Genomic DNA, 12,864 nt, shown 5'->3' with positions numbered 1-12,864 from the left:
ACGGCCATCAACCGGGGAACGCTGCCTCTATGCCAATGACCTCACGCCGGTACCAAAGCGTCCAACTCCGGCAGAAGCACAACGCTTTCCTGCTCGTTCGGATCGGTGCGGGCGATGATCGCCGTGCACGGCGTGCTGCTGAGGTTCGCCGGCAGGTGCGGCACGCCGGCCGGGATATAGAAAAGTTCGCCGGCATGGACGATGACGTGATGCTCGAGCCGGTCTCCGTACCATGTATGGGCCTCGCCGGAGAGCATGTAGATCGCCGTCTCGTGCGCCTCGTGCAGATGCGCCTTAGCGCGTACGCCCGGCGGGATCGTCAGGAGGTGCATGCAGATGCCCTTGGCGCCGACCGTCTCGGCCGCGACCCCTTGGAAATAGCTGAGCCCCTGCTTGCCGTCATAGGCATGATTGGGGCGAACGATGTGGCAGGTGGGCTTTGATGTCACGTCCATCCTCATCCTCCATGGAGTGTGTCGTCGATAAAACCGGCGGTAATGATAGCACGCAAACCGCGCTCCCGCGGCGAAAACAAGACTGGTCGCATTGATGCAAGCACCCTCCGTCGTATCCGCCAAGGATCTCTGTCTCACCTACCAGGCGAATGACGGCCCGGTGAGTGCACTGAGCAATGTCAATCTCGATGTCCGCAAGGGCGATTTCGTCTCATTCATCGGCCCCTCGGGCTGCGGCAAGACCACTTTCCTGCGTGTCATCGCCGATCTCGAGAAGAGCACGTCGGGCGAGATCTCGATCAACGGCATGACACCGGAAGAGGCTCGCAAGGCCCGCGCCTACGGCTATGTCTTCCAGGCGCCAGCGCTCTATCCCTGGCGCACCATCGAAAACAACATCGCCCTGCCCTTGGAGATCATGGGCTATTCCGGCGCCGAGCGGACGCGGCGCATTGCCGAAGCGCTCGATCTGGTCAGTCTTTCGGGCTTCGAGAAGAAATTCCCCTGGCAGCTTTCCGGCGGCATGCAGCAGCGCGCCTCGATCGCCCGTGCGCTCGCCTTCGACGCCGACCTGCTGCTGATGGATGAGCCCTTCGGCGCCCTGGACGAGATCGTCCGCGACCATCTGAACGAAGAGCTGCTGAAACTCTGGACCCGCACCAATAAGACGATCTGCTTCGTCACCCATTCCATCCCCGAAGCCGTCTACCTCTCGACCAAGATCGTGGTGATGTCTCCGCGCCCGGGCCGCGTGACCGACGTGATCGACTCGACCCTGCCGGCCGAGCGCCCGCTCGACATCCGCGAAACCCCGGAGTTCCTGGAAATCGCCCATCGCGTCCGCGAAGGGCTGAGGACGGGCCACGCATGAGGAGCGGGAGCGTGTTGTTTGGCAAGACCCCTCCCCAACCCCTCCCCACAAGGGGGAGGGGCAAACACGCGGCGCTCGCTGAATGCTCCATGGAACGTCGCGGGAGAGCGCTGCCGCCACCCACGGGTTCGACGGTTAAGTCCCTCCCCCTTGTGGGGAGGGGTTGGGGAGGGGTCTAGATGCCACACTCAAACATCACCCTCAAAACCCGCCAAACGGCAAAATGCCTCCGCCGTGAACTGACAAAGGCGGAAGCTGCCATGTGGGATATGCTTCGCGATCTCAGGCCCTATGGCGCCCGGTTTAGGCGCGAGACGCCGATCGGCCCCTATATCGCCGATTTCGCCTGGCTTTCAGCACGACTGATCGTCGAGGTCGACGGTGACAGCCACGAGACTGCCGACGGCCGCCGCCACGATCTTGCCAGGGATGCATTCCTGCGCAATGAGGGTTTCAAAGTGCTGCGCTTCGACAATGCCCAAGTACTTGATGGACCCGATTACGTGTTTCTCACCGTCGAGAAACACGCTGCTCCATTCTTGAAGGAGCCTTTGGCATGAAACCCGACACCTTCAAGGACAAGATCGTCCCGGTCACCACCATCTTGCTGGCCCTCGTCGTCATCTGGTATGTCGCCGCCATCCTGATGAACGCGCCGTTCCAGCGCGACATGGACGGCCGCGCCGGCGCCACACCTACGACCCTCGAATTCATCGGCAAAACGCTGGCGCAGCCGAAGCCGATCCTGCCGGCGCCGCATCAGGTGGCGCAGAACGTCTACGAGAACACCTTTCTGCGCAGCCTTTCGAGCAACCGCAGCCTCGTCTATCACAGCTGGGTAACCCTCTCCTCCACCCTGCTCGGCTTCGGCTTCGGCATGCTGCTCGGCATCCTTCTCGCCGTGCTGATCGTCCATAACCGCGCCATGGATCGCTCGCTGATGCCCTGGCTGGTGGCGAGCCAGACCATACCGATCCTTGCCATCGCGCCGATGATCGTCATCATCTCCTACAACGTACTGACCGGCGACAATGCCGTTGCGCATCTGTTGAACCTCGATTCCGACGCCTCCCGCCTCGTCTCCAAGGCGCTGATCTCCACCTACCTCTCCTTCTTTCCGGTCGCCGTCGGCATGGTGAAGGGGTTGCGTTCGCCTGAAATCATGCATCTCGACCTGATGCGCACCTATTATGCCAGTCCGATGCAGACTTTCTGGAAGCTGCGCGTTCCAGCCTCCATCCCTTTCCTCTTCACGTCGATGAAGGTCGCGATCGCCGCCAGCCTCGTCGGCGCCATCGTCGGCGAGCTGCCGACGGGTGCCGTCGCCGGCATCGGTTCGAAGCTGCTGGCCGGCTCCTATTACAGCCAGACTATCGATATCTGGGCCGCCCTCGTCGCCGGATCGCTGCTGGCGGGCATCCTGGTTGCGATTGTCGGCGTTGCGGCGAAGATCGTCGACCGCGCCATGGGCGGGAGGCCGGCATGAGACATCTGACCTTCTCCTGGCAAGGCGTGGTTGCCCTCCTCCTCTGTGTCGGGGCGCTGGCGGCCCTGCCGCTCCTGGCCGAGGGCGCAGCGCGATCCCTTACCGACGGCACGGCAAGCCTCATTTTCACCATCGTCATCGCGGCTGCCCTGCTGTCATTCGCACCGCAGCCGCCGGCCTATCGGGCCACCGTGCTGTTTATCGGCGCGCATGGCGCCGCCTGGATGCTGCTTTCGGCTCTTTCCGGCAACGAGGGAACGGCGACGCGGGCGTTCTTCCTGCTGCTCTTCGCCTGCTGGCTGCTTGCTTGGCGATGCGTCACCGAACTGTCGAAACTGCAGCCCGTCACCACTTTCGGCAAGTCGGCGCTCCAACTCCTGATCCCGTCGATCTTCGGCGCCTGGATCCTCATTCTCTGGGAAGCGGTCACTCGCGGCGCCGGCGTTCCCTTCATCCTGTTGCCGCCGCCGAGCGCCATCGGCGCGCGGTTCATGGCGTCGCTGCCCATCCTCGGCGCGGACGTCAGGCAGACGATCTTCAAGGCGGTGCTGATCGGTTATATCGTCGGCTGCCTCAGTGGCTTCGTCGTCGCAGTGCTCGCCGACCGAATCGCCTTCCTGCGCCGCGGCCTTCTGCCGATCGGCAACATGGTTTCGGCCCTGCCGATCATCGGCGTCGCCCCTGTCATGGTCATGTGGTTCGGCTTCGACTGGCCGTCGAAGGCCGCGGTCGTCATCATCATGACCTTCTTCCCGATGCTGGTGAATACCGTCGCCGGCCTTGCCGCCTCCGGCAGCATGGAGCGCGACCTGATGCGCACCTATGCCTCCGGCTATTGGCAGACGCTGCTGAAGCTCAGGCTTCCGGCGGCAATGCCCTTTATTTTCAACGCACTGAAGATCAACTCGACGCTGGCGCTGATTGGTGCCATCGTTGCGGAATTCTTCGGAACGCCGATCGTCGGCATGGGCTTCCGCATCTCCACCGAGATCGGCCGCATGAATGTCGACATGGTCTGGGCGGAAATCGCCGTCGCGGCGCTGGCCGGCTCGATCTTCTATGGCATCATCGCCCTGACCGAACGGGCGGTGACGTTCTGGCATCCGTCTATCCGTGGTGGCTAGGCGCGCGCGGGCTCCAGAAACGGGTCCGGGCATAACTTCAGAGGGTAAGGATAAGAAAATGAGAAAGTTGATGGTTGCAATGATGGCGAGCGCGATGTCGCTTGCATCGGCCCATGCGATGGCCGCCGACAAGGTGGTGCTGCAGCTGAAATGGGTCACGCAGAGCCAGTTCGGCGGTTATTATGTCGCCAAGGACAAGGGCTTCTACAAGGAAGAAGGCCTCGACGTCGAGATCAAGCCGGGTGGCCCCGATATCGCCCCCGAGCAGGTGATTGCCGGCGGCGGCGCCGATGTCATCGTCGACTGGATGGGCGGCGCCCTGGTTGCCCGCGAAAAGGGCGTTCCGCTCGTCAACATCGCCCAGCCCTATCAGAAGTCGGGCCTGGAAATGGTCTGCCGCAAGGACGGCCCGGTCAAGACCGAAGCCGACTTCAAGGGCCACACGCTCGGCGTCTGGTTCTTCGGCAACGAGTATCCCTTCTTCGCCTGGATGAACAAGCTCGGCCTGTCGACCGAAGGCGGTCCGAACGGCGTCACCGTGCTGAAGCAGAGCTTCGACGTGCAGCCGCTCGTCCAGAAGCAGGCCGACTGCATCTCCGTCATGACCTATAACGAATACTGGCAGGCGATCGATGCCGGCTTCAAGCCTGAAGAACTGACGGTCTTCAACTACACTGAAATGGGCAACGACCTTCTCGAAGACGGCCTCTATGCAATGGAAGACAAGCTGAAAGACCCGGCCTTCAAGGAGAAAATGGTCAAGTTCGTCCGCGCTTCGATGAAGGGCTGGAAATATGCCACCGAGAATCCCGACGAGGCCGCCGAGATCGTCATGGACAATGGCGGCCAGGACGACAACCATCAGAAGCGCATGATGGGCGAAGTCGCCAAGCTGGTCGGCGACAGCTCCGGCAAGCTGGACGAGGCGCTCTATGCCCGCACCGCAAAGGCGCTGCTCGATCAGAAGATCATCAGCAAGGAGCCGTCGGGCGCCTGGACGCACGACATCACCGACGCCGCTTCCAAATAATTCGGCGAGATTGCGAAGCGAAACGCGCGGGAGATTTTCCGCGCGTTTTGTCTATTCTAGAGCATGATGCCGAAAAGTGTACGCTGTTTTCGGACGACATCATGCTCTATTTATTTGATCTAGATGCTGATTTAGATTTTAGGCCAGTCGGCTTACATTATCAGCATCTGGTAACTGGAAAAAAAAGCCTTGCAACTGTCGCATTTATCGGGCGTCAAACGTCTTAGAGATAAGACGCGATCAATCTTCGTAATGTTGACATAACCTTGCGGTGATTGATTGACGTCGGAATGGTAATTATTATCGCCAAATGGGGAATTGTTTTCTGCCGGACTTGTAGATCGAGCAAATCGATACCACCTACAAGCCGAATTTGCCGGCGAGGGATGAAGACGGCAAAGGATCGGCGGATACCTCTGAGAATGCAGGAAGGGCAGTGGCCTGATCGCGCGCTGAGTGGCAGACGCTCGAGTTCGGCCAACCTTATCATAAGATTGGACGAAGACGCATGGCACGCAAGCCAATTGGAATTCTAGGCGCTTCTACTCTTTTTGCAGCGGCACTTGCTGCATCCACCGCTTTTTCGCAAGAAACGCCGGTCGCAAAGCCGCAGCAGAACCTGCCGGCGATCGTCGTCACCACGGCGGTGAACCGCACCCTCGTCGACCGTGTCATCGGCACAGGAACGGTCAAGCCCGTCGAGGAAGTCTATATCCAGCCGCAGGTCGAAGGCCTCTCGATCCGAACATTGAAAGCCGATGTCGGCGACAAGGTTCAGGCCGAAAGCACGCTGGCGACGCTCAACGATGACGCGCTGGTGCTGGAGAAGAGCCAGATGATGGCGACGAGGGCCAAAGGCGAGGCAAGCCTCGCCCAACTGCGCGCCCAACTCATCGAGGCACAGGCCAATGCCGAACAGGCGAGGCAGCAGCAGGCTCGCGCTCAGGAAATGGTCAAGAAGGGTACCGTTTCCACCGCCCAGGTCGAACAGGCCGATGCGACTGCCGCCGCCGCCAACGCCCGTGTCGTCTCTGCCGAACAGGCGATCGAGGTCGCCGAAGCCGATCTCAAGGTCTTCGACAGCCAGATCGCAGATGCGGATTTGAAGCTGGCGCGCACCGATGTGAAGACGCCGGTCGCCGGCACGATCTCGGCAAAGAACGCCAAGGTCGGCGCCATTGCTGCCGGCACCAGCGACCCGATGTTCACGCTTATCCGCAACGGCGATATCGAGCTTGTCGCCGAAATCGCCGAAAGCGATATCGTCAGGGTGATGGCTGGCCAGAAGGCGACGATTTCGCTTTCCGGTAGCCGCGAGAGACTTTCCGGCGCCGTGCGTCTGGTTTCGCCGACCGTCGATCCCGTCACCCGCCTCGGCCTCGTTCATATCTCCATCGATGATGACAGCAAGGCGCGTTCCGGCATGTACGGCAGCGCCGAGATCATCGTCCGCGAGACTGAAGGCGTAGCGCTTCCCCTGACCGCAGTGCTCACCGGCAATGAAGGCTCCTCCGCCCGCAAGGTCGAGGATGGTGTGGTGAAATTCGCCAAGATCGAGACCGGCATCCAGGACGGTGCCTATGTCGAGATCATAGAAGGATTGAAGACCGGCGACGAGGTCGTGGCCAAGGCGGGCGCCTACGTTCGCGACGGCGACCACATCACACCGGTGCGTGAACAGCCCCCGGCTTCCAACTAAAGAGACCATCCGATGAATTTTTCAGCCTGGTCCATTCGAAATCCGATCGCGCCGCTCCTGACCTTCTGCCTGTTGATGTTCATCGGCATGCAGTCCTTCAATACGCTGCCGATCACGCGCTTTCCAAACATCGACGTGCCGCTCGTTTCGATCAGCGTGACGCAGAGCGGCGCTTCGCCGGCTGAGCTCGAAATGCAGGTTACAAAGGAGATCGAAGACGCGGTCGCCTCCATCACCGGCATCGACGAAATCCAGTCGACGGTGACCGACGGCAGCTCGCAGACAAACGTCATGTTCCGGATGGAAGTGCCGACGGAGCAGGCTGTCCAGGACACCAAGGATGCGATCGACCGCATTCGCAGCGACCTGCCGGCAACGGCCGAAGCACCGATCGTCTCCAAGGTCGATGTCGAGGGACAGGCGATCCAGACCTTCGCCGTTTCCTCGCCTGCCATGTCGCTGGAAGAACTTTCCTGGTTCGTCGACGACACGATCAAGCGTTCGCTGCAAGGACAGGCCGGCATCGGCCGCGTCGACCGTTACGGCGGCGCAGAGCGCGAAGTGCGTATCGAACTCACCCCTGACAAGCTCAATGCCTACGGCATCACTGCCGCGAGCGTGAACCAGCAGCTGCGCGGCACCAACATCGACCTCGGTTCGGGCCGCGGCCAGGTGGCGGGCAGCGAACAGGCGATCCGTGTTCTCGGCGACGCCCGCAACGTCGCTGACCTCGCCAATACGACCATTGGCCTGCCGAACGGCCGCTTCGTCAAACTATCCGATCTCGGCGTTATCAAGGACACCTATGAGGAGCCTAAATCCTTCTCGAGATTCAACGCTACGCCGGTCGTTACCTTCGGCGTTTTCCGCTCGAAGGGCGCCAGCGAAGTCAGCGTCGCCGAAACCGTGGCGCAGAATCTCGACAAGGTGCGAGCCGAAAACCCGAATGTGAAGATCGAACTGATCGATGATTCGGTCTATTTCACCTACGGCAACTACGAAGCCGCCATTCATACGCTGCTCGAAGGTGCGCTGCTCGCCGTCATCGTCGTCTTCCTGTTCCTCAGGAACTGGCGTGCGACGCTGATTTCGGCAATCGCCCTACCCTTGTCCGCGATCCCGACCTTCTGGATCATGGACATGATGGGCTTCTCGCTGAACCTCGTCAGCTTCCTCGCGCTGACGCTTGCGACCGGCATTCTTGTCGACGATGCGATCGTGGAAATCGAAAACATCGCCCGCCACATCAAGATGGGCAAGACGCCCTATCGGGCGGCGATCGAAGCGGCCGATGAAATCGGTCTTGCCGTCATCGCCACCACCTTCACGATCATCGCCGTCTTCGTGCCCGTTTCCTTCATGCCGGGTATTCCGGGCCAGTACTTCATCCAGTTCGGCCTGACCGTCGCCTTCTCGGTCTTCTTCTCGCTGATGGTCGCGCGCCTCATCACCCCGATGATGGCCGCCTATCTCATGCGCGCCGAAGACGGCATGGAAGACCATCACGACAATGATGGCCTGCTGATGCGGGGATACACGCGTCTCATACGTGGCACGACCGGCCGCTGGTACACGCGTTATGCCACGCTGATTGTCGCATTCGCTTTCCTGGCCGGCTCTGTTCTGCTGCTGATGCAGGTTCCCGGCAGCTTCCTGCCGCCGGAAGATGCCTCACGCATCGTTCTCTCCGTCGAGCTGCCGCCCAATGCACGGCTCGACGATACCGAGAAGACGACGGATGCGATCTATGACAGGGTCAAGGACATCAACGGCGTCGAAAGCGTCTTCGTCCTCGGCGGCGCGTCGCCGAAGGGCGATCTCGAACTGCGCCGTGCGACCATCACGCTCGCGCTTCACAAGCTCGATCAATCGCTCGTCAAGAAGGTGGTCAACGACGTGCTCGGCGACATACCGGTCGTCGGCCCGATGCTGCCGAAAGTGGAAGTCCACGGCCGTGAACGCCCGCAATGGGATATTGAAAAGGAAGTCTTCGCCAAGCTGCGCGACATTCCCGATGTCCGTATCCTGAAGCTCAATGACCGTGGCGAACGCGACCTCTCCTTCAACTTCCTCTCCAAGAACGACAAGGACCTGAACGACGCCGTCGGCATTCTGGAATCCAAGCTCCGCGCCGATCCGCTGCTTGCCAATGTCAGCGCCGACGGCTCGCTGCCCCGTCCGGAACTGCAGGTTCATCCGCGCATGGATGAGGCCGCCCGCCTCGGAATCACGCCGCAGCAGATCTCCGAGACGATCCGCGTCGCCACCATCGGCGATGTCGATGCCGCCCTAGCCAAGATCTCGCTCGACGATCGCCAGATCCCGATCCGGGTCCAGGCCGCAGTCGACATGCGTCGCGATCTCGCGGCCATCAGGACATTGAAGATCCAGACCGCCAACGGTGGCACCGTTCCGCTCGCGAGCGTCGCCAATATCGACTATTCGGAAGGCGTAAGCTCGATCAAGCGCAACAACCGCTACCGCGTCGTCTCGATCGGTTCGGATCTGCCCCAGGGCGTCGCACTCGACACAGCCTCCGCCCGCTTCCGCGAGATAGTCAATGGGGCCAATATTCCGGCTTCCGTGCGTCTTGCAGAAAGCGGCGACACCAAGGTGCAGACCGAGATGCAGCAGAGTTTCGTCAACGCCATGTTGATGGGCCTGCTGCTGGTGCTGACGGTGCTGATCCTGCTCTTCAAGGACGTGATCCAGCCCTTCACCATCCTGTTCTCGCTGCCGCTCGCCATCGGCGGTGTCGCGGCCGGCCTGATCCTCACCAACAATCCGCTGTCGATGCCCGTCATGATCGGCATCCTGATGCTGATGGGTATCGTCACCAAGAACGCCATCCTGCTCGTCGATTTCGCAATCGAGATGCGCCATCAAGGCATGGCCCGCGTCGAGGCCATGGTCGAAGCCGGCCGCAAACGCGCCCGGCCGATCATCATGACCTCGATCGCCATGTCGGCAGGCATGCTGCCTTCCGCTCTCGGTGTCGGCGAAGGCGGCTCATTCCGCGCGCCGATGGCGATCGCGGTGATCGGCGGCATCATCGTTTCGACAGTGCTCTCGCTCGTCGTCGTGCCCTCCTTCTTCCTGATCATGGACGACCTCTCCCGCCTGCTCGGCTGGGCTTTCGGCCGCCTGGTCGGCAGGAAGGACGACGAGGAACTGCCGCTGTCGCGCGAGGATCTCACCCGCGTCACCCGGGAGAACCGCGGCGACATCGACTCGCTGGAGGAGCGCCTGACCGCGATCGAAAAGCCGGAAAGCAAACGCAAGACCGCCAATGGCAACGACACCAACGTGCTGCGCCTGCCGCCCTTCGCGGCTGAATAAGCAAAGCCGAGGAATTGAACGGGCCGGGAGCGATCTCCCGGCCCGTTTCGCTTTTTTTCATTCATCTCTGACGGTTGACCAAAATCAATTCCATCGCCGTCTCCTTCCCGTATTTTGCCCGGCAGGCATAAGGAATTGAAAAGACCGCCATATCAGGGGACCGGGAGATGAACAGAACGCCGACATTCGACGGCCATGAGGCCGCTGTGCTCGCCAAGGCTGACTTCATGGCCGGGCTCGACCACGACGAGGCTGAAGCCCTGCGCGCCTGCGCCACCGTTCTCCTCTGCGACCCGCACGCCGTTCTCTTCGAGGAGGGCGACAAGGCGGCCTATTTCTATTGCATGCTCAGCGGTTATGTCAGGCTCTATCGTCACAAGGGCGACGGCAGGCAGGCCGATATCCGCATCTGCGAGCCCGGCGACAGTTTCGCCGAATGCCTGATCCACGCCGACGAAACCTATCGTTACGGCGCGCAGGCGATGGATCATGCCGTGCTGGCGTGCTTTCATATCGCCAAGGTCCGGCTGTTGCTCGATGAGCAGCCGCGGATCGGCAAGGCGATCATGCGCAGCCTGTCGCTGCATCTGATCTCGACGATGGAATGCCTGGCAAGCGACCGCATGCAGACCGCGCCGCAGCGCGTGGCTAACTATCTGCTGACCCATTGCATCGAGAACGGTGCGACCGCTTCGCTGCGGCTGCCCTTTCCGAAAAATCTGCTTGCCCGCAAACTCGGCCTCGCACCGGAGGCGCTTTCGCGCGCCTTCTCGGCGCTGAAGACGAAGGGTGTCACGGTGCGCGGCCGGGCAATCGCCGTCCGCGACGTCAAAGTGCTGCGGCAGATCTGATCGCCAAAACCATCCCGCTTTAAAGCCCGCCCTGCTCCCTGAGGAAGCTGACGATCGAGCTGACGCCGTCGCCGCGCTTCATGTCGGAGAAGACGAAGGGGCGGCTCGCACGCATGCGGGTTGCATCCCGGTCCATGACCTCGAGATCGGCGCCGACATAAGGCGCCAGATCCTTCTTATTGATGACGAGCAGGTCCGACCGGGTGATGCCAGGCCCGCCCTTGCGCGGGATTTCCTCGCCTTGGCAGACGGAGATGACATAGATGGTGATATCGGCAAGATCGGGCGAAAAGGTCGCTGCCAGATTGTCGCCGCCGGATTCGATGAAGACGACGTCGAGATCGGGGATCCGCTGGTTAAGGCCGGCGATCGCCTGCAAATTGATCGTCGCATCCTCGCGGATGGCGGTATGCGGGCAGCCGCCCGTCTCGACACCGACGATGCGGTCCGAAGTCAATGCCTGCATCCGCACCAGCGCCTCGGCATCCTCGGTCGTGTAGATATCGTTGGTGACGACGGCGACGGAATAATCGTCGCGCATCGCCTTGCAGAGCTTTTCGGTCAGCGCCGTCTTGCCCGAGCCGACCGGCCCGCCAATGCCGACACGCAAAGGACCGTTTCTCGATTTCATGTGCCTTACTCCAATCGAACCCCGATGATAACGAAGCCGCCCGCCCGCGCCACCGTCAAATGACGCAGCCGCAGCGATAATTTCGGACAATCACGAACGGAACAGCCGTGTCGCCTGCGTCTCGTGGCGCAGGCTGGCAATATCGGCCTGCACTGTCGCCGAACCCAGATCGTCGAGCGTCGAGGCTGCCGCCCGCCGGGCGACCTCCGCGATACGGTCTTCCAGACCGGCAAGAACGGCGAGGCCATCCCGTTGCCCGGCGACACCGAGGCGGATACCTGATGAAACCGCTTGTGAGACATAGGCATGCAGGAAGGCGGCGAGCGCCTTCTCGGGCCCTATGCCATGGGCGCCCGTCACCGCCCCGACCGCAATGGGATACGCGACCCTGTCAGGTAGCCGCTCGAACACCCCGTCGGGCCAGGCCCGCGCCGCTGCGAGGAAAGCCTCACCGAGCAACATCGTTTCCTGATGCCGCTCGCGTGATCCGGCCAGCGCCTCGGCGAGTGCAGCGACTTCGGCAAGGCGTGCGGGTTCTGCCTGTTGCCTGTGGCTTTCGGCCAGAAGCACCGCATCGTTCCAGGCCGACCCATTCCCGACCAGCGTGCCGATCCAGGCCGCAAGCGAGGTCGCATCCGTAACGAGCCCGTCGGCCACCGCCCGCTCCAGCCCGCCCGAATAGGCAAAGCTGCCGATCGGAAAGGCCGGCGAGAGCCATGCCGTCAGGCGCAGCAATGCCTGCAGCTCGCGATCCCTGGTCATCAAGACTCAGTCGTGCTTGTGGTCATGATCATGACCGCGATCGTGGCGGTGCTCATGCTCATGCTCGTAGCCATGTTCGTGATCGTGGTCATGGCCGTGATCATGCCCGTGGTCATGATTGTGATCGTGGTCATGCCCATGCGAATGCCCGCCTTGGGAATGATAGGCGCCGCGCGCCGGCTGGAACGGCTCGTCGATCTCGAGGACGACGGCGCCGAGACCCTGCAGCATGGCGCGGATGACGTGATCGCGCAGGATGACGATGCGGTCTTCCTCGATCTGCGCGGCAAGATGCCGGTTGCCGAGATGCCAGGCGAGCTCGACCAGATGGGTGCGGTCGCGACCGCGGATTTCGAAGAGTTTCTCGTCGGCGGCGAGGATCTCGATCAGTTCGCCGTCGTCGCGCACCAGCAGGTCGCCATTGGCGAAAAGCACCGGATCCTTGAGATCGAGCATGACCATCTCACCATTTTCCAGATGCAGCAGCTTGCGGCGCAGATGGCGCAGATCATGCGGCAGCTTGACCTGGGCGATTGGGTGGGAGGAAGGGGTTCCGGCGGGAAGATAGGAGGTGACGCGCTGCATGACATGTCCGTTTTTCTGAGAGGACGACCAT

General features: G+C 61.6%; 12 protein-coding genes. 8 read left to right on the top strand and 4 right to left on the bottom strand.

Features of this window, described 5'->3' with window-relative positions; translation table 11 throughout:
* Positions 1-41 precede the first annotated feature (41 nt).
* Complete coding sequence (locus RWJ89_RS27160) at positions 42-455, bottom strand: cupin domain-containing protein (RefSeq protein ID WP_003542280.1); 414 nt, start codon at positions 453-455, stop codon at positions 42-44.
* Between the two features lie 94 nt (positions 456-549).
* On the opposite strand from RWJ89_RS27160, the gene RWJ89_RS27155 reads away from it, so the two are divergent.
* From RWJ89_RS27155 to RWJ89_RS27120, 8 genes are all read left to right on the top strand, one after another.
* The gene (locus RWJ89_RS27155) at positions 550-1,326 is read left to right on the top strand and encodes an ABC transporter ATP-binding protein (RefSeq protein WP_003542281.1); all 777 of its coding nucleotides are present in this window, start codon (positions 550-552) and stop codon (positions 1,324-1,326) included.
* 179 nt (positions 1,327-1,505) lie between these two features.
* Positions 1,506-1,886, top strand: a complete 381-nt coding sequence (locus RWJ89_RS27150; RefSeq protein ID WP_316031712.1) for an endonuclease domain-containing protein — start codon at positions 1,506-1,508, stop codon at positions 1,884-1,886.
* Positions 1,883-2,812 (top strand): ABC transporter permease, encoded by a 930-nt coding sequence (locus tag RWJ89_RS27145; RefSeq protein WP_130684414.1) that lies wholly within the window; start codon positions 1,883-1,885, stop codon positions 2,810-2,812. The genes RWJ89_RS27150 and RWJ89_RS27145 overlap by 4 nt, the downstream gene beginning before the upstream one ends.
* On the top strand, positions 2,809-3,936 hold the full coding sequence (locus RWJ89_RS27140) for an ABC transporter permease (protein WP_131665205.1): 1,128 nt from the start codon (positions 2,809-2,811) through the stop codon (positions 3,934-3,936). The genes RWJ89_RS27145 and RWJ89_RS27140 overlap by 4 nt, the downstream gene beginning before the upstream one ends.
* A 58-nt stretch (positions 3,937-3,994) precedes the next feature.
* Positions 3,995-4,966, top strand: coding sequence for an ABC transporter substrate-binding protein (locus RWJ89_RS27135; protein ID WP_131665206.1), 972 nt, complete (start codon positions 3,995-3,997; stop codon positions 4,964-4,966).
* A gap of 508 nt (positions 4,967-5,474) precedes the next feature.
* Positions 5,475-6,665, top strand: coding sequence for an efflux RND transporter periplasmic adaptor subunit (locus RWJ89_RS27130; RefSeq protein ID WP_131639733.1), 1,191 nt, complete (start codon positions 5,475-5,477; stop codon positions 6,663-6,665).
* A gap of 12 nt (positions 6,666-6,677) precedes the next feature.
* A complete protein-coding gene (locus RWJ89_RS27125) occupies positions 6,678-10,004 on the top strand; it encodes an efflux RND transporter permease subunit (RefSeq protein ID WP_131665208.1) in 3,327 nt (1,108 codons plus the stop codon).
* Between the two features lie 167 nt (positions 10,005-10,171).
* A complete protein-coding gene (locus RWJ89_RS27120) occupies positions 10,172-10,855 on the top strand; it encodes a Crp/Fnr family transcriptional regulator (RefSeq protein ID WP_131639735.1) in 684 nt (227 codons plus the stop codon).
* A gap of 19 nt (positions 10,856-10,874) precedes the next feature.
* Here the strand turns inward: RWJ89_RS27120 and ureG are convergent, their stop codons facing one another.
* The 3 genes from ureG to ureE form a co-directional block, all read right to left on the bottom strand.
* Entirely contained in the window at positions 10,875-11,486 is a 612-nt protein-coding gene (ureG, locus tag RWJ89_RS27115) for an urease accessory protein UreG (protein WP_003542294.1), read from the bottom strand.
* A gap of 90 nt (positions 11,487-11,576) precedes the next feature.
* Positions 11,577-12,248, bottom strand: a complete 672-nt coding sequence (locus RWJ89_RS27110) for an urease accessory protein UreF (protein ID WP_017961736.1) — start codon at positions 12,246-12,248, stop codon at positions 11,577-11,579.
* A gap of 6 nt (positions 12,249-12,254) precedes the next feature.
* Positions 12,255-12,833: an urease accessory protein UreE gene (gene ureE / locus RWJ89_RS27105; RefSeq protein WP_131665209.1), complete on the bottom strand. Its 579-nt coding sequence runs from the start codon at positions 12,831-12,833 to the stop codon at positions 12,255-12,257.
* Positions 12,834-12,864: the final 31 nt, after the last annotated feature.

It is taken from the genome of Rhizobium sp. 10PS4 (assembly GCF_032464805.1).
Taxonomy (GTDB): domain Bacteria; phylum Pseudomonadota; class Alphaproteobacteria; order Rhizobiales; family Rhizobiaceae; genus Rhizobium; species Rhizobium laguerreae.
This window is presented reverse-complemented; position numbering and strand designations above follow the sequence as displayed.